26 protein-coding genes are annotated in these 24,433 nt (G+C 72.7%); 17 read left to right on the top strand and 9 right to left on the bottom strand.

The window, feature by feature from the left end; translation table 11 throughout:
* The first annotated feature begins 5 nt into the window (after positions 1–5).
* The 6 genes from thrC to ABD330_RS11520 all read left to right on the top strand — a co-directional run bounded on the left by thrC (position 6) and on the right by ABD330_RS11520 (position 5,279).
* Positions 6–1,289, top strand: coding sequence for a threonine synthase (gene thrC / locus ABD330_RS11545; protein ID WP_344463682.1), 1,284 nt, complete (start codon positions 6–8; stop codon positions 1,287–1,289).
* 31 nt (positions 1,290–1,320) lie between these two features.
* Positions 1,321–1,599, top strand: coding sequence for a MoaD/ThiS family protein (locus ABD330_RS11540; RefSeq protein WP_344463680.1), 279 nt, complete (start codon positions 1,321–1,323; stop codon positions 1,597–1,599).
* Positions 1,600–2,358: 759 nt separating this feature from the next.
* Positions 2,359–2,565: a cold-shock protein gene (locus tag ABD330_RS11535; RefSeq protein WP_035798772.1), complete on the top strand. Its 207-nt coding sequence runs from the start codon at positions 2,359–2,361 to the stop codon at positions 2,563–2,565.
* 312 nt (positions 2,566–2,877) lie between these two features.
* Positions 2,878–4,500, top strand: coding sequence for a chaperonin GroEL (groL, locus tag ABD330_RS11530; RefSeq protein ID WP_344463677.1), 1,623 nt, complete (start codon positions 2,878–2,880; stop codon positions 4,498–4,500).
* A gap of 156 nt (positions 4,501–4,656) precedes the next feature.
* Positions 4,657–5,016, top strand: a complete 360-nt coding sequence (locus ABD330_RS11525) for a hypothetical protein (protein ID WP_344463675.1) — start codon at positions 4,657–4,659, stop codon at positions 5,014–5,016.
* Entirely contained in the window at positions 5,013–5,279 is a 267-nt protein-coding gene (locus tag ABD330_RS11520; RefSeq protein WP_344463673.1) for a DUF4031 domain-containing protein, read from the top strand. Before ABD330_RS11525 ends, ABD330_RS11520 begins: the two co-directional genes overlap by 4 nt.
* Here ABD330_RS11520 and ABD330_RS11515 read toward each other — a convergent pair.
* Complete coding sequence (locus ABD330_RS11515; protein WP_344463671.1) at positions 5,263–5,889, bottom strand: HD domain-containing protein; 627 nt, start codon at positions 5,887–5,889, stop codon at positions 5,263–5,265. The genes ABD330_RS11520 and ABD330_RS11515 overlap by 17 nt on opposite strands.
* Before the next feature lie 82 nt (positions 5,890–5,971).
* Between ABD330_RS11515 and ABD330_RS11510 the strand changes: the two genes are divergently transcribed.
* From ABD330_RS11510 to ABD330_RS11500, 3 genes are read left to right on the top strand one after another with little or no spacing between them, the layout of a single operon-like run.
* Positions 5,972–6,316, top strand: coding sequence for a PadR family transcriptional regulator (locus ABD330_RS11510; protein ID WP_344463669.1), 345 nt, complete (start codon positions 5,972–5,974; stop codon positions 6,314–6,316).
* Positions 6,313–7,320 (top strand): hypothetical protein, encoded by a 1,008-nt coding sequence (locus ABD330_RS11505; protein WP_344463667.1) that lies wholly within the window; start codon positions 6,313–6,315, stop codon positions 7,318–7,320. Before ABD330_RS11510 ends, ABD330_RS11505 begins: the two co-directional genes overlap by 4 nt.
* A 51-nt stretch (positions 7,321–7,371) precedes the next feature.
* Positions 7,372–8,058 (top strand): copper homeostasis protein CutC, encoded by a 687-nt coding sequence (locus ABD330_RS11500; protein ID WP_344463665.1) that lies wholly within the window; start codon positions 7,372–7,374, stop codon positions 8,056–8,058.
* A gap of 238 nt (positions 8,059–8,296) precedes the next feature.
* Here ABD330_RS11500 and ABD330_RS11495 read toward each other — a convergent pair whose 3' ends face one another.
* Positions 8,297–10,351, bottom strand: a complete 2,055-nt coding sequence (locus tag ABD330_RS11495; protein ID WP_344463663.1) for a HelD family protein — start codon at positions 10,349–10,351, stop codon at positions 8,297–8,299.
* A gap of 309 nt (positions 10,352–10,660) precedes the next feature.
* Between ABD330_RS11495 and ABD330_RS11490 the strand changes: the two genes are divergently transcribed.
* A complete protein-coding gene (locus tag ABD330_RS11490; RefSeq protein WP_344463661.1) occupies positions 10,661–10,876 on the top strand; it encodes a hypothetical protein in 216 nt (71 codons plus the stop codon).
* A 118-nt stretch (positions 10,877–10,994) separates the two neighbouring features.
* On the opposite strand, the gene ABD330_RS11485 is transcribed toward ABD330_RS11490, so the two are convergent.
* Positions 10,995–12,632, bottom strand: coding sequence for a DNA repair helicase XPB (locus tag ABD330_RS11485; protein ID WP_344463659.1), 1,638 nt, complete (start codon positions 12,630–12,632; stop codon positions 10,995–10,997).
* A 172-nt stretch (positions 12,633–12,804) separates the two neighbouring features.
* Between ABD330_RS11485 and ABD330_RS11480 the strand changes: the two genes are divergently transcribed.
* The 3 genes from ABD330_RS11480 (at position 12,805) to ABD330_RS11470 (ending at position 14,594) form a co-directional block, all read left to right on the top strand.
* Positions 12,805–13,101, top strand: coding sequence for a hypothetical protein (locus ABD330_RS11480; RefSeq protein ID WP_344463657.1), 297 nt, complete (start codon positions 12,805–12,807; stop codon positions 13,099–13,101).
* A 42-nt stretch (positions 13,102–13,143) separates the two neighbouring features.
* Positions 13,144–14,223 (top strand): methyltransferase, encoded by a 1,080-nt coding sequence (locus tag ABD330_RS11475; RefSeq protein ID WP_344463655.1) that lies wholly within the window; start codon positions 13,144–13,146, stop codon positions 14,221–14,223.
* Positions 14,224–14,291: 68 nt separating this feature from the next.
* Entirely contained in the window at positions 14,292–14,594 is a 303-nt protein-coding gene (locus tag ABD330_RS11470) for a hypothetical protein (RefSeq protein WP_344463653.1), read from the top strand.
* A 43-nt stretch (positions 14,595–14,637) separates the two neighbouring features.
* Here the strand turns inward: ABD330_RS11470 and ABD330_RS11465 are convergent, their stop codons facing one another.
* Positions 14,638–17,172: a helicase-associated domain-containing protein gene (locus ABD330_RS11465; protein WP_344463651.1), complete on the bottom strand. Its 2,535-nt coding sequence runs from the start codon at positions 17,170–17,172 to the stop codon at positions 14,638–14,640.
* Between the two features lie 186 nt (positions 17,173–17,358).
* On the opposite strand from ABD330_RS11465, the gene ABD330_RS11460 reads away from it, so the two are divergent.
* Positions 17,359–18,084, top strand: coding sequence for a hypothetical protein (locus ABD330_RS11460; protein ID WP_344463649.1), 726 nt, complete (start codon positions 17,359–17,361; stop codon positions 18,082–18,084).
* 46 nt (positions 18,085–18,130) lie between these two features.
* Here ABD330_RS11460 and ABD330_RS11455 read toward each other — a convergent pair whose 3' ends face one another.
* Entirely contained in the window at positions 18,131–19,111 is a 981-nt protein-coding gene (locus tag ABD330_RS11455) for an ABC transporter substrate-binding protein (RefSeq protein ID WP_344463647.1), read from the bottom strand.
* A gap of 61 nt (positions 19,112–19,172) precedes the next feature.
* Here ABD330_RS11455 and ABD330_RS11450 point away from each other — a divergent pair, with 61 nt between their 5' ends.
* Positions 19,173–19,778: an HAD family hydrolase gene (locus ABD330_RS11450; protein ID WP_344463645.1), complete on the top strand. Its 606-nt coding sequence runs from the start codon at positions 19,173–19,175 to the stop codon at positions 19,776–19,778.
* A gap of 22 nt (positions 19,779–19,800) precedes the next feature.
* On the opposite strand, the gene ABD330_RS11445 is transcribed toward ABD330_RS11450, so the two are convergent.
* A complete protein-coding gene (locus ABD330_RS11445; RefSeq protein ID WP_344463643.1) occupies positions 19,801–20,046 on the bottom strand; it encodes a hypothetical protein in 246 nt (81 codons plus the stop codon).
* A 161-nt stretch (positions 20,047–20,207) separates the two neighbouring features.
* Between ABD330_RS11445 and ABD330_RS11440 the strand changes: the two genes are divergently transcribed.
* Together ABD330_RS11440 and ABD330_RS11435 are read left to right on the top strand one after the other, a co-directional pair.
* The gene (locus ABD330_RS11440; protein ID WP_344463641.1) at positions 20,208–21,338 is read left to right on the top strand and encodes an alpha/beta hydrolase; all 1,131 of its coding nucleotides are present in this window, start codon (positions 20,208–20,210) and stop codon (positions 21,336–21,338) included.
* 368 nt (positions 21,339–21,706) lie between these two features.
* Positions 21,707–22,090 carry a cold-shock protein gene (locus ABD330_RS11435; RefSeq protein ID WP_344463639.1) on the top strand — a complete coding sequence of 128 codons (384 nt, stop codon included), beginning with the start codon at positions 21,707–21,709 and terminating at the stop codon, positions 22,088–22,090.
* Between the two features lie 134 nt (positions 22,091–22,224).
* Here the strand turns inward: ABD330_RS11435 and ABD330_RS11430 are convergent, their stop codons facing one another.
* Genes ABD330_RS11430 through ABD330_RS11420 form a run of 3 tightly spaced genes read right to left on the bottom strand, consistent with a single transcriptional unit; the run spans position 22,225 to position 24,357 of the window.
* Positions 22,225–23,067, bottom strand: a complete 843-nt coding sequence (locus ABD330_RS11430; protein ID WP_344463637.1) for a 1,4-dihydroxy-6-naphtoate synthase — start codon at positions 23,065–23,067, stop codon at positions 22,225–22,227.
* Complete coding sequence (locus ABD330_RS11425) at positions 23,060–23,806, bottom strand: futalosine hydrolase (RefSeq protein ID WP_344463635.1); 747 nt, start codon at positions 23,804–23,806, stop codon at positions 23,060–23,062. Before ABD330_RS11425 ends, ABD330_RS11430 begins: the two co-directional genes overlap by 8 nt.
* Positions 23,806–24,357, bottom strand: a complete 552-nt coding sequence (locus ABD330_RS11420; protein WP_344463633.1) for a hypothetical protein — start codon at positions 24,355–24,357, stop codon at positions 23,806–23,808. Before ABD330_RS11420 ends, ABD330_RS11425 begins: the two co-directional genes overlap by 1 nt.
* Between the last annotated feature and the right edge of the window lie 76 nt (positions 24,358–24,433).

The raw sequence follows: 24,433 nt of genomic DNA, 5'->3' as shown, positions 1-24,433 counted from the left end.
CCATCATGGCTACCGCTACCCCTGTCGCACCCAAGACCGTCGACCTCGGCCCCGCGGCCGCGCTGTCCTGTCGGGAGTGCGGCACCCGGTTCCCGCTCGGCCCGAGCTTCGCCTGCGTCGAGTGCTTCGGCCCGCTGGAGATCGCGTACGACTTCGGCAGCGAGAGCGCCGAGGAGCTGCGCAAGCGGATCGAAGCCGGTCCGGCCTCGATCTGGCGCTACGCCCCGCTGCTGCCCGTCCCCGCCGACGTGGCCTCCAAGCCCAACCTGAACCCGGGCTGGACCCCGCTGGTCAAGGCCGACAACCTGGGCCGCGAGCTCGGCTTCACCGCGCAGCTGCACGTCAAGGACGACTCCGGCAACCCGACGCACTCCTTCAAGGACCGGGTGGTCGCCTGCGCGATCGAGGCGGCCCGCGCCTTCGACTTCACCACCCTCTCCTGCTCCTCCACCGGCAACCTGGCCGGCGCGGTGGGCGCGGCCGCCGCCCGGGCCGGTTTCAAGTCCTGCGTGTTCATCCCGCACGACCTTGAGCAGGGCAAGGTCGTGATGGCCGGGGTGTACGGCGGCGAGCTGGTCGGCATCGAGGGCAACTACGACGACGTGAACCGCTTCTGCTCCGAGCTGATCGGCGACCCGGCCGGCGAGGGCTGGGGCTTCGTCAACGTCAACCTCCGCCCCTACTACGGCGAGGGCTCCAAGACGCTGGCGTACGAGATCTGCGAGCAGCTCGGCTGGCGGCTGCCGGAGCAGATCGTCATCCCGATCGCCTCGGGCTCCCAACTCACCAAGATCGACAAGGGGCTGCAGGAGCTGATCAAGCTCGGACTGGTCGAGGACCGCCCGTACAGGATCTTCGGCGCCCAGGCCGAGGGCTGCTCCCCGGTCTCCGCCGCCTTCAAGGCCGGGATCGACGTGATCCGCCCGGTCAAGCCGGACACCATCGCCAAGTCGCTGGCGATCGGCAACCCGGCCGACGGCCCGTACGTGCTCGACATCGCCCGCCGCACCGGCGGCGCCGTCGAGGACGTCACCGACACCGAGGTGGTCGAGGCGATCAGGCTGCTGGCCCGCACCGAGGGCATCTTCGCCGAGACGGCCGGCGGGGTGACCATCGGCGTGCTGAAGAAGCTGGTCGAGACCGGTCAGCTGGACCCGTCCAAGGAGACCGTCGCGATCAACACCGGCGACGGCCTGAAGACCCTCGACGCGGTCGCCGACGCCGGTCTGACCGCCACCATCCGCCCGACGCTGGACTCCTTTCGCGCCGCCGGCCTCGCGTCCGCCTGACCTCTCCCGCAACCTCGCAAGGAGCCCCAGCATGAGTGCCAACGTCCGCATCCCGACCATCCTGCGCACCTACACCGGCGGCGTCGCCGAGGTGCCGGCCGAGGGCGCCACCCTGGCCGCCGTCATCCAGGACCTGGACGCCAACCATCCCGGCATCGCCGCCCGGATCCTGGACGACACGGGCAAGCTGCGCCGCTTCGTCAACGTCTACGTCAACGACGACGACGTGCGCTTCGACCAGGGCCTGGAGACCGCGATCAAGGACGGCGCCAGCATCTCCGTTATCCCGGCGGTGGCCGGCGGCTGCTGACCGGATCCTCCGGTCCGGCCGGGCGGACCGGGTGACCGGGTGTCCGGGCGGGCTCGGCCCGGCCGGGGCGTCCGGATTCGGGCCGCGGCTTTCGGCCGCCGCCCGGCGGAGCCGTTGAGCAGCGCGTTTCGGTGTGCTGCCGCATTCGGCGCGTTGCTTTCAGTGCGGTGCGGGCCGCCGTCATATCCGGAATGCATATGTCCGGATGTGGCGGCGGCCTGTCGTATGTCGGTGGGAATTGCCGCGCTCGATGGGGAGTAGAGTGCGACTTGTCGGCGCGCTCCCTCCGCCGGCCTTTCACTCTGCGTCACTGTGCCCGGGCCGTTTCCCGCCCGGTGCCACCCGCGCCGTCGGCGGATCGCATACGCAAGGCTCGTCCGGCCGATGAGACGGCCGCACAGAGGTACGAAGCAAAAGATGTCAGGCGGGCGTCAGAAATTTGTCGGCCGTATGCGCCGTTCGTCCGCTATGCCCGGTGCGAATTGCTGGCGTCTGCCGCTTTCACCCCGGAATATCCCCTCGCGGCTGCCTGGAATTCCGCGGAGTTGGGCCTGTTGCAGAGGGCGTCTGTCCGGATACATTCAGCCGCGGTCGACGCATTCACCCGCTGATCCACCGTCTCCCGGTGGGCCCTGCGGTGAGTCTGCGGCCTGCACGGCCACGCCCAGGGGGGGTTCCCTCGGGTCGGCCTACCAGACCTCTGGACCCGCAATCCCTGCGGGTCCGTGAAGGGCCAGCACAGTACAAGGGGAGTTCGGAATGGCTCAGGGCACCGTCAAGTGGTTCAACGCGGAGAAGGGCTACGGCTTCATCGCGGTCGACGGTGGTGCGGACGTGTTCGTCCACTACAGCGCGATCCAGATGGACGGCTACCGCACCCTCGAAGAGGGCCAGCGGGTCGAGTTCGAGATCTCCCAGGGGCAGAAGGGCCCGCAGGCGGACATGGTCCGTGCGCCGGCGGTCTGATCTTCCGACCTGCGGAGCCTCGGCTCGGTCACGAGCTGGTGCTCAAGGCTTCACCAGTGGGCCCGTACGACACCCGTCGTACGGGCCCACTGCTGTCCGGCGGACCGGGTGCCGGAACGGCGATTGGGCTTGCACTCGCCACCCGAGAGTGCTAATCATTGGCGTTAGCACTCACAGCTTGAGAGTGACAACGGACCGGGTCGGTGAGGCCCCCGGGAGCGGTAGGGGACAGGACCCCCGCACACCAGGGCCGTCCGTCGCGGGCACCCTTCGGTCCGGTGCAGTCGATCGCGTCCCGGAGGACCACTTCACATGGCAAAGATCATCGCGTTTGACGAGGAAGCTCGCCGCGGCCTTGAGCGCGGGATGAACCAGCTTGCCGACGCCGTCAAGGTGACGCTCGGCCCCAAGGGCCGCAACGTCGTCCTTGAGAAGAAGTGGGGCGCCCCCACGATCACCAACGACGGTGTCTCCATCGCCAAGGAGATCGAGCTCGAGGACCCCTACGAGAAGATCGGCGCGGAGCTCGTCAAGGAGGTCGCCAAGAAGACGGACGACGTCGCGGGTGACGGCACCACCACCGCCACCGTGCTCGCCCAGGCGCTCGTCCGCGAGGGTCTGCGCAACGTCGCCGCCGGCGCCAACCCGATGGCCCTGAAGCGCGGCATCGAGAAGGCCGTCAAGGCCGTCTCCGACCAGCTGCTCGCGCAGGCCAAGGACGTGGAGACCAAGGAGCAGATCGCCTCCACCGCCTCCATCTCCGCCGCTGACACCCAGATCGGCGAGCTCATCGCCGAGGCGATGGACAAGGTCGGCAAGGAAGGCGTCATCACCGTCGAGGAGAGCAACACCTTCGGTCTGGAGCTTGAGCTCACCGAGGGCATGCGCTTCGACAAGGGCTACATCTCGGCGTACTTCGCCACCGACCTGGAGCGGATGGAGACCTCGTTCGAGGACCCCTACATCCTGATCGCCAACTCCAAGATCGGCTCGGTCAAGGACCTGCTCCCGCTGCTGGAGAAGGTCATGCAGAGCGGCAAGCCGCTCGTCATCATCGCCGAGGACGTCGAGGGCGAGGCCCTGTCGACCCTGGTCGTGAACAAGATCCGTGGCACCTTCAAGTCCGTCGCCGTCAAGGCCCCGGGCTTCGGTGACCGCCGCAAGGCCATGCTCGGCGACATCGCCATCCTCACCGGTGGCACCGTCATCTCCGAGGAGGTCGGCCTCAAGCTGGAGAACGCCGGCGTCGACCTGCTGGGCACCGCCCGCAAGGTGGTCATCACCAAGGACGAGACCACCATCGTCGACGGTGGCGGCGACAGCGACCAGGTCGCCGGTCGCGTCAACCAGATCCGTGCCGAGATCGAGAACAGCGACTCGGACTACGACCGCGAGAAGCTCCAGGAGCGCCTGGCCAAGCTCGCGGGCGGCGTCGCCGTCATCAAGGCCGGCGCGGCCACCGAGGTGGAGCTCAAGGAGCGCAAGCACCGCATCGAGGACGCCGTCCGCAACGCGAAGGCCGCCGTCGAGGAGGGCATCGTCGCCGGTGGTGGCGTCGCGCTGCTGCAGGCCGGTGTCGTGTTCGACACGCTGGAGCTGGAGGGCGACGAGGCCACCGGCGCCAACATCGTCCGCGTGGCGCTGGAGGCCCCGATCAAGCAGATCGCGGTCAACGCCGGCCTCGAGGGCGGTGTCGTGGTGGAGAAGGTGCGCAACCTCCCCGCCGGCCACGGCCTGAACGCCGCGACCAACGAGTACGTCGACCTCATCGCCGCGGGCATCATCGACCCGGCCAAGGTCACGCGCTCGGCGCTGCAGAACGCCGCCTCCATCGCGGCGCTCTTCCTCACCACCGAGGCCGTCATCGCCGACAAGCCCGAGAAGGCCGGCGCGGCTGCCGGTGGCGGCATGCCGGGCGGTGACATGGACTTCTGATCCTCCTCCGAGGATCGGTCAGTCTTGATCGTGAGGGCGGTCCCCGTTACGGGGGCCGCCCTCACGGCGCTTTCACCCCTGAGGGGGATGGTGGCGACGACCCTGAGGACCTGGTCCGGTTCCTCCGTACCGTCGCCGGCACGGGACAATAGGTGGATGTCGTCCACTCCTGCCATCGAAGCCGCCCTGCACAGCGCCCGGGCGCTGATCCTCGCCGACCTGACCGCGCGCGACGTCGCCGATGCGACGGTGGTGTCGCTGGTCGAGGACGCCGTGACGCACCGCCGCTGGTGGCTGGAGCAGTGGCCGGACGGGACGGAGTACGTGCTCGGGCTGATCGCGCAGGACGTGCAGGACGCGCTGCTGGAGGCGTACGGGCGCTGGCCGCTGTGCGAGAAGTGCGCGGTCGACGGCGATCCGCACGCGTTGAGCGTCGAGCCCGAGCTCGGGCCGGAGCCGCACTGGGTGTGCGGTAAGGAGGCCACCGTGGTGGCGCCCGTCGGGCAGCTCGCGTGATCCTGATCGACCTGCCGACCTGGCCGGGCCACGGCAAGCTCTGGTCGCACCTGGTGAGCGACGTCTCGTACGAGGAACTGCACGCCTTCGCGCTGCTGCTCGGCGCGCCGGAGAAGGCGTTCGAGCGGGACCACTACGACATTCCGGCGAAGTGGTACGAGGACGCCGTCCGGCTCGGCGCGCGGCCCGTCGGCAGCAAGGAGCTGGTGGCCCGGCTGACCGCCGCCGGGCTGCGGCGGCGGAAGGTTACGAGAGCAGCCTGAGTTCGTCCGCCAGGTTGGCCCGGGCGGCGGCGTCGAAGCGGGCGTGGGCGTCCGGGGTCCGGTAGAGCGCGGGCAGGTCCAGCAGTTGGCGCAGCACGGCCGCCCGCCCCTCGCGGAAGGCGTCCTCCGGGACGAACCCGTACTCCGCCCGGACGGCGGCCGCGTATGCCGCGTACGCCTCGGGCGAGCCGCCCAGTACGGCGAGGTCGGCGTCGCAGAGCACCTCGCCGTTGCGGTCGCCGGGCTCGGGGTGGTGGCCGGTGGTGAGCCGGACCAGCCGCGCCACCTCCTCCGTGAGCGCCTGGCCGAGGCCCGCCTCGGGCAGGGCGCGCAGGGCGAGCCGGGCGCTGCGCTCCTCGTTCTCCGAGCGGTCCGGGCGGTAGACGGCGTCGTGGAACCAGGCGGCCAGCCGGACGGCGTCCGGGTCGTCGGCGTGCCCGGCGAGGGCGTCGACGTGGTCGAGCATCGCCAGCAGGTGCCCGGTGGTGTGGTACTTCCGCTGGGGTTCGGCCCAGCGCCCCAGCAGGTCGCGTCCGTAGGGCTCGGGGTCGACGGTGGCGCCGCAGCGGTGCAGCAGGGCGGTCCAGCGGTCGAGCAGGGCATCAGGCATGGGGATCATTCTGGACCGCCGGACGACGCTGTCCACCGATTCCGATGGACAGCATATGCAGTTCGCCGATATATATAGCCACATGACAGAACGCTCCCTGCAGGAGCCCACGCTGCTCCTGCTCACCGCGCTGGCCGACGCCCCCAGGCACGGCTACGCGCTCATCCAGGAGATCGCCGCGATCTCCGGCGGCCGGGTCACGATGCGCACCGGCACCCTCTACGGAGCTCTGGACCGGCTGCTCAAGCAGGGCCTGATCCGGGTCGAGAGCGAGGAGATCGTCGACGGCCGGGCCCGCCGGACGTACGCCCTCGCCGACGCCGGCCGCGAGCTCCTCGCCTCGGAGGCCGAGCGGCTGCGCGCGGTGGCGGCCGAGGCCCAGCGACGCCTGAAGGTCCGTACCGTGGCCAAGGGGGCCTTCGCATGACCGAGCCCAGCACCGCCGGCACCACCACCAGCGCCACCGGATCCGGTGGCGGACTCGCGCTGCGGTTCGCTCTCGCGCTGCACCCGGCCGCCCACCGCCGGGAGTGGGGGGACGAGATCGCCGGGGTCTTCGCCGACGCCACGGCCGGTGCGGGCCGCCTGGCGACCGCCCGCGAGCTGGCCGACCTGGCGGGTCACGGCCTGCGGGTCCGGACGGGTCTCGCCTCCAGCGGGATCCCCGCCCGGCTCGCGGCCGTCGTCGCGCCGTTCGCCGTCGGGGCGGCGGCCGGGGTGCCGCTCTTCGAGCTGTTCGTGGCGGCGCGGGCGCTGGTGCACGGGAACACCGGCGTCCTGTCCCCGACCCTTGAGGGATGGCTGTGGCTCGCCGGCGATGTGCTGGCGCTGCTGGCCGTCGTGACCGCGCTGTTCGGACGCTGGCCGGCGGCCAAGGGGCTGGTACTGCTGGCCGCCCTCACCGTGACGAGCTCCCAGGTGATGGCCGGAGTGGCCCACACGGGGCCCCACAATCCGCTCGTACGGGTGCTGTTGGGCATCTTCCTGTACCCGGGTCTGCAGCTGCTGTGGACGGCGATGGCGCTCACCGCGCCCCGTGACCTGCTCGGCCCCGCGACCTTGCGGCGGGCCGCGGCGGTGCTGGCCGGGGTACTGCTGGGCGGCGTGGTCTTCACCTCGGCGCTCTTCTCCTACCCGTTCCGGCTTCCCGTCGACTCGTCCCTGCTGGTACTGCTGTTCGCGGGCGTCGAAGGGCCGCTGCTGGTGGTGGCGCTGCCGGCCCTGCTGCGGGGGTGGCTCTTCCCGGCGGCGGCGGCGCTCGCCGGTCTGCCGGCGGCGCTCATGCTGTCGCTGCCCGTGCTGAGGAGCACCACGGGGAGCAGTGGGACGGCCGCGCTGATCCTGCTGGGGGGCCTGGTCCTGGTGATCGGCGTGGCGCGGCTGTGGCACCCGGACGTTCCGGACCGCAGGCGGCCCCCGAGCGCGGGCTGATCGGGGGAGGGGGCTCGCGGCGGCGGTGCCGGATGTGGCAGGGTAGCCGATATGTCTAGACCAATCTTCGAAGTCATCGCGTTGACGGCGCAGGACGCCCAGGCCGCCGAGTCCGGCGGCGCCGACCGGCTCGAACTGGTCACGGACATGGCCGCCGACGGGCTGACGCCTTCGGCGGAGGACTTCGCCAAGATCCGTGCCGCCGTGGACCTCCCGCTCCGCGTGATGCTCCGGATCAGGGACGGCTTCACCCCCGGCAGCCTGGACGAACTGCGCACCCGGGTGGCCGAGCTGCGGGCCGAGGGCGCGGAGGAGTTCGTCCTCGGCTTCCTGGGCGCGGACGGCACGGTCGACCTGGCCGCGACCGGCGCCCTCGCCGAGGCCGTGGCCGGCTGCCGCTGGACCTTCCACCGGGCCCTCGACCACAGCACCGACCGCGCCGCCGTCCGGGCGGCGGTCGGCCACCTGCCCGGCCTGGACACCTTCCTGACGGCCGGCTCGGCCGCCGGGGTCGCAGCCGGCCGCGAGGTCCTGACGGCCGAGCTGGCGAAGTCCGGCGAGCCCGGCTACCGGCAGCAGATCCTGGTCGGCGGCGGCCTGCTGGCCGAGCACGTCCCAGACCTGCGCGCCGCCGGGTTCGACGCCTTCCACATCGGCGGCGCAGTCCGCGTCGCCGGCTGGGACTCCCCGGTCGACACCGCGAAGGTCGCCCACTGGCGCACCCTCCTCGACAACTGAGGCCACGCACGGGCCCCTGGGGGCGCGGGGAACTGCGCGATCAGCCCCTACGGGGGTGGGCGGTTGCGCGCGCCGTTCCTCGCGCCCCTGAGGTGGTTGCCCGTACGTGTCGCGTGAACCTTTGGGGGCGCGGGGAACTGCGCGACCGGCCCTCTACGGAGGTGCACGGTTGCGCGCGCCGTTCCCCGTGCCCTGAGGTGGTTGCCCGTGTGCGGAGGGTGCACCGAGGGGGCGGGGGCTACGCCCCCAACTGCACCGGCAGCGCCTCGGAGTGCAGCAGCTGCAGCCCTGACACCGCGCGGGTCAGCGCGACGTACAGGCGGCGCAGGCCGGTCCGCTCGTCCGGTTCGCCGGCGACCACCGCGGCCGGTTCGTCCAGGACCACGTAGTCGTACTCCAGGCCCTTGGCGAGCGACGCGGGGACGAGGGTGAGGCGGGCCTCCGCGCTGGTCTCGGTGCCCGGGGCGAGGAACGCCAGCCCCGCCGCGGTGAGGGCCTCCGCGAACAGCGGGATCCGCGCGTCGGCGGCGATCAGCCCGGTGGAGCCCTCGTGCCCGAGTGCCAGGCGGCAGGCCTCGACCACCGACTCGACCAGGTCGTCGGGGGAGGGGACGTGACGGACGGCCAGTGACCCGGGCAGGTCGCGGATCGAGGTGGCGGGGGCGAGGCCCGGGGCGATCGCGGGCAGCAGCCGGGAGGCGTACGCGATGACCTCCTCGGGCACCCGGAAGCCCTTGGTGAGCTCCTCGACGTGCGCGCCGGCCTTGCCGAGGTGGTGCAGGGCGTCCTGCCAACTCGCGGTCGCCCACGGGGTGGTGCCCTGGGCGAGGTCGCCGAGGACGGTGGCCGAGCCGGTGGTGCAGCGGCGGCCGACCGCGCGGTACTGCATGGGGGAGAGGTCCTGGGCCTCGTCCAGGACGACGTGGCCGAGCGAGGAGGTGCGCTGCACCAGGTCCGTCGCCTCGTCCACCAGGACGGCGTCGGCGGCCGTCCAGCGGGCGGTCTTCACCGAGCGTCCGGGCTTGGTCCACAGGATCGCGGCCTGCTCCCCGGCATCGAGGACCCCCTGCGCGCACTCCGCGAGGAAGGCGGCGTCGGTGAGCAGCCGGTGCACCAGCTTGGCCGGGTCGACCGGCGGCCAGCACTCCTTCACCACGGCCTTGACCTGCGGGTTGCGGGCCACCGCGTCCTGCACGCGGTCGTCCGGCGCCTCGCCGCCCTGCTCCATCTTCAGCAGCACGGTGTGCGCGATCCGCTGCGGCAGCGCCTCCCGGGCCGCGCCGTAGCGGATCTCACGGCCCGCCAGCTCCTCGATGATCCCGGTCAGCTCCTGTACCGGCACGCGGTAGCGGCGGGAGCCCCGCACGACCACGCACGGCTCGGTGGGCAGTGTGATCCCGGAGCGGACGGCGCGCCGCAGCACCTCGGCCATCCGGGCGTCGCCCTTGATCCGGGCCGCCTCCGAGGGGTCCTCGCCGCGGACCTCGACGTGCGCCACCAGCTGCTGCACGGTGGCCTGGGCCACGTCCAGCTCGCCCAGCGCGGGCAGCACCTGCTCGATGTAGCTGAGGAAGGAGGAGTTCGGGCCGATCACCAGCGTGCCGGTGCGGGCGAGGCGCTCGCGGTGCGCGTACAGCAGGTAGGCGACCCGGTGCAGGCCGACGGCGGTCTTCCCGGTGCCGGGTGCGCCCTGGACGCAGACCGTGCCGCCGATCTCGGCGCGGACGATCTCGTCCTGCTCGGGCTGGATGGTGGCCACGATGTCGCGCATCGGGCCGACACGGGGCTTCTCGATCTCGGCCGCGAGCAGGGCGGAGGCGCTGTCCGCCTCGGCGGGGTCGGTCAGGTGCTCGTCCTCGTACGCGGTCAGCTCGCCGCCGGTGTAGCCGAAGCGGCGGCGGCGCTCGACATCCAGCGGGTCGGTGCGGCTGGCCCGGTAGAACGGCTGGGAGACGGGTGCGCGCCAGTCGATCACCATCGGGTCCCCGGCCGCGTCGTGCACGTGCCGGCGGCCGATGTAGAACTGCTCTCCCGTCCCTCCCTCGGCCAGGTCCTCGCTGATCGCGTGCAGGTAGTCGAGGCGGCCGAAGAAGAGCGGGGTGTGCGCGAGGTCGGCCAGCGCGGCGATCCGGTCGGTGACCTGGCGCTGGAGGACGGCGGCGGAGACCCAGGTGCCGGTGACGTCGCGCAGGTCGAGCGACTCGACGTCCTCGCGCATGGCGGTCAGCGCGGCCCGGGAGGCGGCCAGGTGGTCGCGCTCGCGCTGCAGGGGGTCGGTGGTGGGGGCGTGCACAGCGAACCTTCCCGGCTGCCCCTCGCCGGGGCAGCGGTCTCGTCGTAGCTCACAGTGAAGGACCCTGGCCGGTTACCGAGCGGTCAGGACCTCCCCCGGCTGCCGGCGACGGCACCACGGTTCGGGAGGGGGCAGACCGGCGATCCTAGACCCGCCGCGCGCGGGAGGCGAATCGTTTTCCCCGGCGGTTCCCCGGGCGTGCCCCGGAAGGAGTCAGGGCTTCCGTACGCCGCAAGGACGACTTAGGTCCCGGTACGTACGGCCCTTTGGGTGGATGTGTCCGGGTGGCCGAAAACCTACTGTTGAGGCATGAGCACCGTACACATCACGGCGCCCCCGGCAGCGGCCACGAACCCCCGGGTGCGCGCACCGAAGACCATCACCCGCACGGCGGGCGGCAGCACCGCCGTCCCCACCGACACCCCCAGGCTGGGCCCGCTCGCCCGGGTCGTCCGCAACACCGGGATCGTCCTCGATACCGCGGCCCGCGTCGTCTTCCTCGGTCGGGACGGCGTCAGACTCTGAATCCGGCCGACGCCCCGGGCGGGCCCGCGGTGCACACGGCACCCCGGGCCGCCGCCGGGCGGGCCCTACCGGGCGGGTCCGCCGCCGGCACGTCCGCCGACGGTACGCGCCGGGCTGCTCAGAGGATGTCGTCCGCGTCGATGATCCGGTAGGCGTACCCCTGCTCGGCCAGGAAGCGCTGCCGGTGGGCGGCGAAGTCCTGGTCCACGGTGTCGCGGGCCACCACCGAGTAGAAGTGCGCCGAGTGTCCGTCCGCCTTCGGCCGCAGCACCCGGCCGAGCCGCTGGGCCTCCTCCTGCCGGGAGCCGAACGTGCCGGAGACCTGGATGGCGACGGTCGCCTCCGGCAGGTCGATCGAGAAGTTGGCGACCTTGGAGACCACCAGCACGCTGATCTCCTTCGTCCGGAAGGCCTCGAAGAGCTTCTCGCGCTGGGCGTTACTGGTCTCGCCCTTGATCACCGGGGCGTTCAGCACCTCGCCCAGCTCGTCCAGCTGGTCGATGTACTGGCCGATGATCAGGGTCTGGTCCTTCTCGTGCTTCTTGACCAGGGCCTCCACCACCCGCCGCTTGGTGGCCGTGGTCGCGCAGAAGCGGTAGCGCTCCTCCGGCTCGGCGGTCGCGTACGAGAGCCGCTCGGAGTCGGTGAGGGTGACGCGGACTTCGCAGCAGTCGGCGGGCGCGATGTAGCCCTGCGCCTCGATCTCCTTCCACGGCGCGTCGAAGCGCTTGGGCCCGATCAGTGAGAAGACGTCGCCCTCGCGGCCGTCCTCGCGGACCAGCGTCGCCGTCAGCCCGAGCCGGCGGCGGGCCTGGAGGTCGGCGGTGAACTTGAAGACCGGCGCGGGCAGCAGGTGCACCTCGTCGTAGACCACCAGGCCCCAGTTCCGGGCGTCGAACAGCTCCAGATGCGCGTAGGTGCCCTTCCGCTTGGTCGTCATCACCTGGTAGGTGGCGATGGTGACCGGGCGGATCTCCTTGCGCGTCCCGCTGTACTCGCCGATCTCCTCCTCGGTGAGCGAGGTGCGCTTGACCAGCTCGTGCTTCCACTGCCGGGCCGAGACGGTGTTGGTCACCAGGATCAGCGTGGTCGACTTGGCCTCCGCCATCGCCGCCGCGCCCACCAGCGTCTTGCCCGCGCCGCAGGGCAGCACGACCACACCGCTGCCGCCGTGCCAGAAGCCCTCGACGGCCTGCTGCTGGTACGGGCGCAGCTCCCACCCGTTCTGGTCCAGCTCGATCGGGTGCGCCTCGCCGTCCACGTACCCGGCGTGGTCCTCGGCGGGCCAGCCGAGCTTGAGCAGCATCTGCTTGATCTGCCCGCGCTCGGAGGGGTGCACGATCACGGTGTCCGGGTCGACCCGGGTGCCGACCAGCGGGGCGATCTTCTTCGAGCGCAGCACCTCCTCCAGCACCGGCCGGTCGGTGGTGGTCAGCACCAGGCCGTGCACCGGGTGCTTGCTGAGCTGGAGCCGCCCGTACCGGGCCATGGTGTCGGCGATGTCCACCAGCAGCGCGTGCGGCACCGGGTAGCGCGAGTACTTCACCAGGGCGTCGACGACCTGCTCGGCGTCGTGCCCGGCGGCGCGGGCGTTCCAGAGCCCGAGCGGCGTCACCCGGTAGGTGTGGACGTGCTCGGGGGCACGCTCCAACTCCGCGAACGGCGCGATCACGCGGCGGCAGTCGGCGGCCGTGGGGTGGTCGATCTCCAGGAGCAGCGTCTTGTCGCTCTGGACGATGAGTGGTCCGTCGTTCACGCGGGGAAACCTCCGTCGGTTCGTCGCAGACCCTCCAGTGTCCCCCACCCGGCCGCAAAGCGTGACCGGTCACCGTGACCCGGCGCACGACCGGCGACCTCGGCTCGCAAGTTGAAGCTCCTGGTCCGGGGCAGGATGCTGGTTTGAAGGAACGTGGAAGGAAGTGGCGGCGATGACCTTCGTTCAAATCATCGAGTACGAGACCACCCGCGCGGCTGAGATGGATCAGCTGATGGACGAGTGGCTCACGGCCACCGAGGGGAAGCGGACGGCCTCCCACGGCATGCTGATGCACGACCGCGACAAGCCGGCGCACTACGTCAACATCGTCGAGTTCCCGTCGTACGAGCAGGCCATGCGCAACAGCGAGCTCCCCGAGACCCAGCAGATCTCCGGCCGGATGCAGGAGCTCTGCACCGGTGAGCCCACCTACACGAACCTGGAGGTGCTGCGCGACGAGAGGTGGTGAGACCCGGGCCGGTGGACGGGGGAGCGGATTGGGAGGTGGCTGATGGCGACCGATGACATGAGCGCCCTCGACGAGGGCAGGCTCAACGAGCTGTTGGGCAGGGTGGTCACCGATCTGGGCGCGGTGGCGTTGGCGCCGCTGCTGTCGATCGGAGAGCGGCTCGGCCTCTTCCGGGCCCTGGCCGACGGCGGGCCGGTGGACTCCGCCGGGCTGGCCGAGCGGACCGGGACGGTCGAGCGCAACGTCCGTGAGTGGCTGGCGGCGATGGCGGCGAGCGGCTACGTGACCTACGACGGGGACGGCCTCTTCCGGTTGTCGCCGGAGCAGGCGGCGGCGTTCACCGACGAGGAGAGCCCGGCCTTCGTGCTGGGCGGATTCCAGGCCTTCATGGCGGCGGCCCGGCCCGAGGCCCGGGACAAGCTCGAACGGGCCTTCCGGGACGGCGGCGGCATGGGGTGGCACGAACACCACCCGGAACTCTTCGCCGGTACCGCGCGGTTCTTCAGACCGGGCTACGCGGCCCACCTGGTGGCCGAGTGGCTGCCCGCGCTGGAGGGCGTGGTCGACAAGTTCCGGGCGGGGGCACGGGCGGCCGACGTGGGGTGCGGTCTCGGCTACTCGACGCTGTACATGGCCGGGGCCTTCCCGCAGTCGCACTTCACGGGCTTCGACTACCACGTGCCGTCGGTCGAGGCCGCCCGGCGGCTGGCCGGCGAGGACGGGCTGAGCGGTCAGGTGTCGTTCGAGGTCGCGGGTGCGGCGGACTTCACCGGCGGCCCCTACGACCTGGTCGCCTATTTCGACTGCCTGCACGACATGGGTGATCCGGTCGGCGCGCTCGCACACACCCGGGAGCAGCTGGCGCCGGACGGGACGGTGATGCTGGTCGAGCCGTACGCGGGCGACAGCGTCCGCGACAACCTCAACCCGCTCGGCCGGGCGCTCTACGCGGCCTCGTCCCTCATCTGCACCCCCGCCTCGCAGTCCCAGGCGGTCGGCCGGGCACTGGGCGCGCAGGCCGGTGAGGGGCAGACCCGGCAGGTCGCCGAGGAGGCCGGCTTCGGCCGGTTCCGGCGGGCGGCCGAGACGCCGTTCAACCTGGTGTACGAGGTCCGGCCGTGAACTCGCGCACCCGGCTGCTCCAGGGGCAGTGCCGGTGACCTGGGCGCTCCGCGCTCGTTGTGGAGGGCATGAAGAAGACGAATCGCATCCTCGCCACCGTCGCTCTCTCCGGCGCGGCCCTCGGCGTCATCGCCGCGCCGGCTCAGGCCGAGTCTGCCGCGGCTCAGCCCGAATCCGCCTCGCCCGTCGGAACCGTCGGTGCCATGGCGCACCCCGGCGGGCTCTTCGGCGATGTCGCCTTCACCCTCGCCGAGCTGACCAGCGGCATGAAGATGCCCGACCCGGACGCGATGGTCGAGCAGGCCAAGAACTCCCCCGAGGGCCAGGCGTACATGAAGGCGCACCCCGACATGGCGGCGCACCAGCGCTGAGCGGCTCCGCAAGCTACCGGGGCCGGCTGTGCCGGTGCGTCGGCTATCCGGCCTCGTCGACCTCGGCCACGCCGGTGATCCGGTGCAGGGCGAAGGTGCGGATCTCGTCGGAGTGGTGGTCGTACGCCGTGACGAAGCCGCCCTCGACCTTGACCGGGTCGACCACCCGCTGCGAGGAGAGCCCCTCGGCGTTGACGTAGCCGATCCACATCCGCTCGCCCAGCATGACGGCGGTCTGGAGCGCGGCGAGGGTGTCGGCGGCGGCGGTGCGCGGCAGTTGGCGCAGGTCGCTGCGGGCCGGGCCGTTCTGCTGCTGGTTCGCCGCCGGTCCGACGACGGTCTCCCGGCGGACGGCGGTGGCCGCCCGGTCGCCCGCGCGGACGGCCTTGACGGCCGCGCCGAGCAGGACGCCGTCCGGGTGCGGCGGCCCGTCCGGGATGGGGGTCGGCGCGCTCCGGGGCGGTGTCCGGCGGCTGTCCGGGCGGGTGATCAGCACATCGCCGTCGGCCGACTCGGCGGCCGGGGCGTACCCCATGATCCGCAGCACCGAGAGCAGCGTGTCGGGCGGCGCCTGGGCGGCCAGGACGGTCGGGGCGAGCAGCCGCAGCCGCAGTTCGACGGCCCGCCGGTCGGCCAGCACCTCGGCGAGCAGTGACGGGTCGTCGCACCGCAGGTACGAGGAGGCCGCGCCGACCCGCAGCACGCCGTGCCGCCGGGCGACGTCGTCCACCAGGTAGGCGAGCGGCTGCGGGACGGGCGTCCGGGAGTGCTTCTCCAGGAAGGCGTGCAGGTCGGCGGCGGTGCGTCCGGCGTCGAGTGCGCGGCGCACCGACTCGGTGGTGAACCGGTAGACCGTCGCGCCGCCCTTGGACTCGACGTCCGCGCAGAGCGCCAGCGCCTGGGCCACCGGGGTCAGCAGCGGTCCGGGGGCGATCGCGGTGAGGTCGGGCTGGAGGATCACGTGGTCCAGCGGCTGCGGCAGCAGCGGGGTCAGGACGGCCGCCGGGTCGCCGCCCGAGATCAGCGCGCGGGCGGGCGCCGCGAGTGCGCCGCGCCCGGTGAGGCCGAGCAGTTCGGCCTCGCTCAGCGCCCACTCGGTGAGGTGGTCGCGGAAGTCCCGGCCGTCCGGCCCGACCGGCCCGCCGCGCAGCGGGCGCTGCCAGCGCAGCGCGGGGAGCAGGGTGCCGGCGGTGGCCGTGCCGCCGGGCGCCACGGTGGCCAGCAGTTCGAGGACGGCGCGGCGCACGGACGGTGCGAGGGTGCGGTCCAGCTCGGGCCCGAGTACGGCCCGGGTCTTGCCCTTGCCGTCCGGCGTCCCGGCCAGTCCGGCCACCCGGGTGGCGGCGATCCAGTCCCTTGCCAGCAGCACCCAGCGGTCCGCGACCGGCTGCTGGAGCCAGCTGTCGTACGCCGGGGTGGGCGCCCAGCGCTCGTCGGTCTCGCCGTCGGGGGCGAGCAGGCCCGAGGTGTACGCGAGTTCGAGCCAGAACGCGGCCACCGGCTCCGAGCACTCCAGGGTCAGCGCGGTGCGCTTGAGATCCCGGACGCCGAGACCGCCGGCGCGCAGGGTCGGCGGTGGCTGGAGGCCCCAGGAGTCGAGCAGCTCCTCGATCGTCCGGACGGCGGTGTACGCCTGCCCGGCGGCGGCGCTGTCCACAACCTGTGGATCGCGCTCGGCGGCCGGGGCGGGGACGGGCCTGGTCGGCTCGACCGTACGGTGGCTGCGGCCGCCGCGCAGGTGGAGGGCGAGCTCGCGCGGGAGGACCACCGAACCGGGGCTGGTGGGCAGCAGCAGGCCGCGCGCCAGCAGCCACTCCACCGGGCTGCGGGCCTCCTCGGCGGTCACCTGGCGGGCCGCGTCCGGGACGGTGCCGGTGGGCGGGCCCCAGACCAGCCGCTCCAGCAGTCCGACGGCCTGCTCGGGAGCCTCGGCGAGCAGCGCGGCGCAGCGCTTGCGGTCGGCCAGCAGCGCGGCGAGCGCGGCGACGGCGGACACCGGGTCCGGGGTCGGGGCCAGCCCGGCGCCGGCCAGCAGCTGCTGGAGCCGGGCGGGCGACATCCCCGTGGTCGCCTCGGCGAGGGTCGGGCCGAGGCCCGTCCGGCCGGGGTTGGTCGCGCTCGGGGTGAGCGCCTCCCGTACGGCCATCACCAGGCGCAGCGCGGAGTCCGGGCCCCAGAGCAGCGCGCGGGCGCGCAGCGTGGCCAGCGCGCCGGGCAGAGCCGCCGCGACGGCGGTGCGGTCGGCCGGGTCGGCCTGCGGATGCGGCTTGACCCGGGCGGGGCCGGCCAGCAGGTTGCGGATCACGGTGTCCGGGCTGCCGTCGGGCGCGGCGGCCAGCGCCTCGGCGACCTGGAGCGTGAAACGGTCCAGGCGTTCCAGCGCGCGCAGCGCCGAGGCGCGGCCCGAGGCCCGGCTCGCCAGCTGGGTCAGATCGCTCGGCACCGGGTTGAGCAGATCGGGACGGGCGCGGAGCAGCTCGGCCAGCGCCTCGTCGCTACGGGCCCGGAGCTCCTCGGCGAGCGTACGGGGGGCGGCGGCGGCCCGGGCTGGGCGCGGCTCGCTCTGCTGAGTGCTCATCCGACCCAGGTTAGACCCTCCGGCAATCGGGGGGAGAGCTTGCCGGGGGCGGCGGGGTGACGGGGTGACGGCGGGCGTTCAGCGCGTGGGTGGGGCGCGGGGGCGCGTAGGGGTCGCGCCGGTGGTGGGGGAGTGGGTAGCGTCAGCGGGCGGCGGGCCGGTGACTGTGATGCGGGGTGGCGGGCGATGGCGGACGGCGGAGCCGGTGGCGAATGGTGGCGGGTCGACGGCCCCTGGCGGGTCTTCGGACGGTCGGACGACGGCGCGGCTGCGGCTGCGACGGCTGCTGCGGAGGACGGCGGTGCGAGCGTGTACGCGCCGGAGGTCCCGGTGGAACCGGCCGTGCAGCTGACCAAGGAGCCGGCCGCTCCGGTGACGGAGACCTTCTGGCCGCCCACCCGGGCGCTCGGAGCCCAGGACTTCCCCGGCTGGGACAGCGTGCAGTTCGACTTCTCCACCGCCGACCCCCGGCCCGAGCCCGCCACCGCTCCCGTCCCCGAGCAGCGTGCCGTCGAACCGGCGGCGGCCGAACCCGCAGCGGAGGGCGGGACGTCCCTGCTGGCGGGCCGCCGGCCGTCGGTGATCGTCCTGGCCGCCGCCGTGGTGCTGCTGGGCGGCGCCGCGACCGGACAGGTCCTCGCCCTGCTGGCCGGCTGGGCCCTCGCCTACGTCGCACCCCGGCTCGGCGACCTGACCCGCAAGTTCGCTGCGCTCGGCATCCCGCTGGTCACCATGGCCGGCTCGACGGTCTGGTTCTGGGGCCGGGCCAAGGGCCGCTGGGGCGCCCCCGTCACCCCCGGCCACCAGATCGGCCACGACGCGTGGGCGGCGGCCCCCGGGGTGCTCCGCGTGGCGGGCCTGCTGTCGGCGCTCTTCCTCCTCGCGGTGACGCTCCGGCGGCGCAGCCGTTGAGCTGCCCCGCGCCCCCTTGGGGTGGCGGGTCGCACGGCTGTTCGGCTCAGCCGCCCAGGAAGTGTTGGAGTTCCGCCAGGATGAGGTTGGCGCCGGTGTAGCCGATGCCCTCGAACCAGAGTTGGTCGTCCACGGGGAAGGCCCGATGGCCCTGGACGGCGGTCAGGGCCTTCCAGGCGGCGCCGGTGAGGGTGGCGGTGGTGGCGGCCTTCGCCGGGTCTCCGTACGTCGAGTAGAAGAGGAAGTCGCCGTCGGCCCCGCCGATCCGGTCGGGCGGCACCTCGACGTCGAACGCGTCGATGTTCTGTGCGTCCGGGCGGCCGAGCTGGAGATCCGCCAGCAGCGTCCCGATGAAGTTCTGCCGCCCGTACAGCCGCACGGCCGGTGAGCCCTCGACGAACCGTACGATGCTGATCCGCTTCCCCGCCGCGCCGGCCGCGCCGATCGACGCCACCGTCTGGGCGACGTGCCGCCCGTATGCGGTGATCACGGCCGCCGCCTCGTCCTGGCGGCCGAGGGCCTGGGCGTGCAGCAGGAAGTCGGCCTTCCAGGGGTAGCCGGTGGTCTCGCTGAGCACGGTGGGGGCGATCCGGCGGAGGGTCTCGTAGTGGGCGGCGTCGCGGGTCCGGTTGCTCAGGATCAGCTGCGGGTCGAGCGCGCCGATCAGCGCGGCGTCCGGGCTGCCGATCGTCCCGGCGTAGGCGATCTCGGCCAGCCGGGAGGCCGGCCAGTAGTCCGGGAGGCCCTGGTCGGCCGCCGCCCGGGCGGCTCCCACCGGGGTGATGCCCAGGGTCATCGCGGAGTCCAGTTCGGCGGTGTCCAGGGTCACCACCCGCATGGGGGCGCCCGGCACCAGGACCGGGCCGTTCGCGGTGTTCACCGTGACGCTGGGCACCGGCGGCGGGCTCGGCGTCTCGGTGCCGGTGGCCAGGGTCACGCGCGGTCCCAGGGCCGAGCTGGTGCAGCCGGTCAGCAGTGCCGCGCCCAGCCCGGAGAGGGCGGTCCGGCGCGACAGCTGACGAGGCATGAGTCGATTATGTCCGACTTGTCCATGTGCGGGGCTGTCCGGCCCGCCTACGCTGGGGCCCATGTCTCTCACCGTGGGCTTCGATCTCGACATGACCCTGCTCGACACCAGGCCCGGCATCAAGGCGGCCTGGGACGAGCTCGCAGCCGCGACCGGCACCCGGATCGACAGCGATCTGGTGATCACCCGGCTCGGGCCGCCGCTCGCCCAGGAGGTGGCCGAGTGGTTCCCGGCCGAGCGGGTGCCCGAGATCGTGGACGCGTACCGCGCGCTCTACCGTGAGCACGCTCTGCCCGGCGCGGTGGTGCTGCCCGGCGCCCGCGAGTCGCTGGACGCCGTCCGCGCGCACGGCGGCCGGGTCGCGGTGATCACCGGCAAGTACGGGCCCAACGCCCGGCTCCAACTGGACCTGATGGGCCTGGAGACGGACATCCTGGTCGGCGACGCCTGGGCCGAGGGCAAGGGCCTCGCGCTGCGCGAGCACAAGGCGACGGTCTACGTCGGCGACCACCTCGGCGACATCCGGGGCGCACGGGCCGCGGACGCGGTGGCGATCGGTGTGACCACCGGCCCGTACGGCGCGGCGGAACTGCGCGAGGCCGGTGCGGACGTGGTCCTCGCCGACCTCACCGAGTTCCCGGCCTGGCTGGCGGGCCACCTGGCCTGAGAGCCCGGCGGGGGCCCGGGGGTCAGGCCGGCTGGGCGGCTTCCTTCACCCGGCGGCGCTGGGCGCGGGCGGAGAGCAGCATGCCGGTGAGGGAGCAGAGGAATCCGAGCGGCATCAGCATGCAGAGCCAGTACGCGATGGTCGGCAACCGGGGCAGGTCGAAGAAGAGCGGGACGAACGTCACCAGGGTGGCGACCGCTCCGAAGCCGAAGACGATCGCCCCGGCCCGGACGAAGGCGTCGCCGCTGTCGGCGTTCCTGGTGCTCACTTGGGCTCCTCGGAGGTTGGTGCTCCAGTGTCTCAGAGTCGCGCGCCCCCGCCGATCGGCGGGGGTGAGGTCGGTCTGTACGGTCAAGCGTTCGGGTGTGCCGATCGGGCACTCTGGTGGGTGTTCGTGAAACCGTCGGTGGAGCAGGGGCGTACTGAGGCATGGGTCTGACCAGTCACAAGGTGCTGGCGTTGTCCGCGTTGGTCTCGCTCCTGCTGGTCGTCGGTACGGTCTGGCTCTGGCCCAGGCTGGCGGAGCGCTCCTGGCTCGCCGTGCTCGGCCGGGTCGGCACCATCGTGGTCACCCAGGTCGCGGTGATGTGCACGCTGGGGCTGGCGGCCAACAACTACTTCTCGTTCTACGGCACCTGGGCCGACCTGCTGGGCACCACGGACAACAGCCCGGTGACCATCCAGAGCCGGATGGTGGACGGGCGGCACACCGGGATCCAGCAGATCTCCAGCGAGAACGTACGCGGCAGCGGCACCGTCGGCCGCGAGCCCGCGCAGGTCGGCAAGCTGGACCAGATCCGGATCCCGGGCGCGACCACCGGCCTGGCCAGCAACGGGTACGTCTACCTGCCGCCGCAGTACTTCCAGCCGGAGTACCAGGACAAGAAGTTCCCGGCCGCGATCGCCATCACCGGCTTCCCCGGCATCGCGAAGAACCTGATCACCAAGCTGAACTACCCGGCCACCGAACTCCAGCTGATCAGGGACGGCAAGACCCCGCCGACCGTGCTGCTGATGATGCAGCCCTCGCCGGTGCTGCCGCGCGACGCCGAGTGCGAGGACCTCCCCGGTGGCGCGCAGACCGAGACGTACTTCGCCAAGGACGTGCCGCAGGCCCTGCGCAGCGCGTACCGGGTCGCCGAGGGTGTGGGCAGCCTGGGCGTGATCGGCAACTCCACCGGCGGCTACTGCGGGCTGAAGCTGGCCATGAAGCACCCCGACGTCTACTCGGCGGCGGTCTCGCTCTCCGGTTACTACGAGGCCGACGACTTCGGCGACAACCTGTTCCCCGGTGACGACCACCGCCGCAACCTGGCCAACCTGGACTGGCGGCTGAACAACCTGCCGAAGCCGCAGGTCTCGCTGCTGCTCGGCGGCAGCAAGAAGGGCGACGGCGACTACTACCGGCAGACCCAGAAGTTCATCGCGGCGGCCAAGGGCAGCGCGACCAAGCTGTCCTGGATCGACCTGCCGAGCGGCGGCCACAACTTCGACACCTGGTCCCGGATGCTGCCCGCCTCGCTCGGCTGGCTCGGCCAGCACCTCAAGGCCCCGGCGTAACCCCGGCGTGGATCCCCGGTCACTGCCCGGAGTTCCCCGGGAACTGGGAGTTTCGGGCTGCTGGTGGCAGGGGTATGCAGCCTTCACGCGGGGTTGGTCCGGATACCCCGCTTTTCCCGGCCGGGGGGTGTGAGCCAGTGGACGACGCGATCGCGCACTCTGGCGACGCCAGGCCCGCGTCCGCCGGGAGAGCCCGTTCCGTCCCCGACGGACCCACGGGGCCGGCGACCCTCGAATGAGCCGTTGACGGAACGTTAGTCTGCTGACCGGGACCGGCCTGCCCCACCGCGCGCGGCCGGCTCGACATCCACTTGGTGACCCTCGGCCCCCGCCGGGGTCCCCCGCACCCACACTGAGGACTTTTCGAGATGCCCACCGGCCAGGTCAAGTGGTTCAACGAGACGAAGGGTTACGGCTTCCTGTCGCGCGACGACGGCGGTGAGGTCTTCGTCCACACCAAGGCGCTGCCGGACGGCATCACTGCCCTCCGCCCCGGACAGCGCGTCGAGTTCGGCGTCGCCGCAGGCCACCGGGGTGAGCAGGCGATGTCCGTGACCCTGCTGGAGGCCCTGCCCTCCGTCGCGGCGGCGCAGCGCAAGAGCGCCGACGACATGGCGCCGATCGTGCAGGACCTGATCACCACACTGGACGCGGTGCTGCCCGGCTTGCAGCGGGGTCGTTACCCCGCCAAGGCCGCGGGGAGCCAGCTCGCGGTACTGCTGCGGGCGGTCGCGGACCAGTTCGACGTCTGAGCTGCGCGGGCGTTCGCGCGGCAACCATGCACTACCCAGGGGCGCGGGGGAACGGCGCGACCGAGGCACGACGTCCGTGCACGGTTGTTCGCGCAGTTCCCCGCGCCCCTGTTGTGGTTGCGCAGGTGCGGATGTCAGAAGGTGAGCGCGGCCGGGGCGACCGGGGGTACCAGGCCCTCCTCGGCGGCGCGGGTGAGCAGGGCGCGCACCGCGGCGTAGCCGGCCTCGCCGAGGTCGGCGGTGTACTCGTTGACGTAGAGGTCGATGTGCTGGTCCGCGACGGCGGGGTCCATCTCCTGCGCGTGGGCCAGGACGTACGGGCGGGAGGCCGCCGGGTCGTCCCAAGCCATCCGGACCGAGCTGCGGATCGTCTCGGCGATCTGCTGCAGGCGCTCCGCGCCCAGTGAGCGGCGGGCCACGATCGCGCCGAGCGGGATCGGCAGGCCGGTGTCCTGCTCCCAGGCCTCGCCCATGTCGGCGAGCTGGTGCAGGCCGTACTGCCGGTAGGTGAAGCGGGCCTCGTGGATCACCAGGCCGGCGTCGACCCGGCCGTCCCGGACGGCCGGCATGATCTCGTGGAACGGCAGGACCACGATCTTGCCGAAACCGCCGGGCACGGCCTTCGCCGCCCAGAGCCGGAACAGCAGGTACGCCGTCGAGCGCTCGCTCGGCACCGCGACGGTGCCGCCCGTCAGGTCGGTGCCGGGCTCGCGGGCGAGCACCAGCGGTCCGCAGCCGCGCCCCAGGGCGCCGCCGCACGGCAGCAGGGCGTACTCGTCCAGGACCCACGGCAGCTGGCCGTAGCTGATCTTCAGCAGGTCGCCCTCGCCACGCTCGGCCAGGCCGTTGGTGATGTCGATGTCCGCGAACTCCACCTCGGGCGCCTCGGCGCCCGGCACCAGGCCGTGTGTCCAGGCGTGGAAGACGAAGGTGTCGTTCGGGCAGGGGGAGTACGCGATCCGCAGGGGCTCAGCCACGGGTGACCTCCTGGAGCAGTTCCGGGTACGGCAGGGTGCGGAAGGCCCGCTCCAGCGCGCCGAGCGCCTCGCCGATCCGCCAGGCGGCGCGGTCGCGCGGGCCGACGGCGTTGGAGACCGCGCGGATCTCGAAGACCGGCAGGCCGTTCAGGGCCGCCGCCTCGGCGACCCCGAAGCCCTCCATCGCCTCGGCCACCGCGCGCGGGTGGCGGGCGGCCAGCTCGGCGGCGCGTTCGGCCGAGCCGGTGACGGTCGAGACGGTCAGGACCGTCCCGGTGGCGCAGTCCAGGGCCCGGGCGGCCAGGGCCACGGCGCCGGGGGCCGGGGTGTGGCGGACGGTCCCGAAGCCGAGCCGGGCCACGTCCTCGAAGCCGTCCGGGGTCTGGGCGCCCAGATCAGCGGCGACGATCTCCTCGGCCACCACCAGCGAACCGATCGGCGCGTGCGGGGCGAAGCCGCCCGCGATGCCCGCCGAGACCACCAGGGCGTACCGGTGCCGGGCGAGCACGTTGGCGGTGGCGGCGGCCACCGCGGCGGGGCCGACCCCGCCGACCAGCACGTCCAGCGGTACCCCACCGGGGTGTCCGGTGCGCCGCAGGTCGGCGCCCGGCACCGGGAGGGGGCGGGCCCCGGCGGGCAGGCCGCGCAGCACGGCCTCCGCCTCGGCCGGGACGGCGACGACGACGAGCAGCCCGGCCTGCGGGAGGCCGGGCTGCTCGGTCGACGGTGCGGCGGTCACTACTGGGCCGGGGCGGCCTGGGCGACGAACTCCGTGTTCTTGACGGTGAAGAACCACGCGGCGATGATGTCGCCGTTCGTCTCGTCGGCCTCGACCACGGTGACGGTGGTCTTGTCGCCGGTGGTGCTGAGCAGGCCCGCGGCCGGGAGCAGACCCGAGAAGGTGGAGTTCTTCCGGGTGGACGACAGCGGGGTCTGGCCCTGCTGGCCCGCGTCGGTGAAGGAGAACCAGCCCTTCTTGGCGGTGTCCGGGTCGACGCCGACGCCGATCTTGTCGCCGACGGTCGCGTCGATGCTGGTCAGCTTGCCGGCGTCGGCGGCTGCCTTGCCGTTCTGCTGGCACTTGTTGACGTCGTCCTTCGACAGCGCCTTGCCGCCGTTGTAGCAGAGGGGCTCGGAGCTGACCGAGGAACGGCCGACCACCACGGTCGCGAGTCGTTCGTCCTTGGGGGCGTCCTTGCCGCTGGCGTAGGCGATGGAACCGCCGACCGTGCCGGCTCCGATCACGACGACAGCGCCGAGGGCGGCGATGACACGGGTGCTGAGGCTCATGGGCAAGAGGCTACCGGGCTTTGCCGATCACGCTACGCGGGGGTAGGGGCGAGTCGTGCCACCGCGGGTCCGGCGC

It is taken from the genome of Kitasatospora kazusensis (genome assembly GCF_039529945.1).
GTDB lineage: Bacteria > Actinomycetota > Actinomycetes > Streptomycetales > Streptomycetaceae > Kitasatospora > Kitasatospora kazusensis.
The sequence above is the reverse complement of the archived record's forward strand: the minus strand, read 5'-3'. Positions and strand labels throughout refer to the sequence as shown.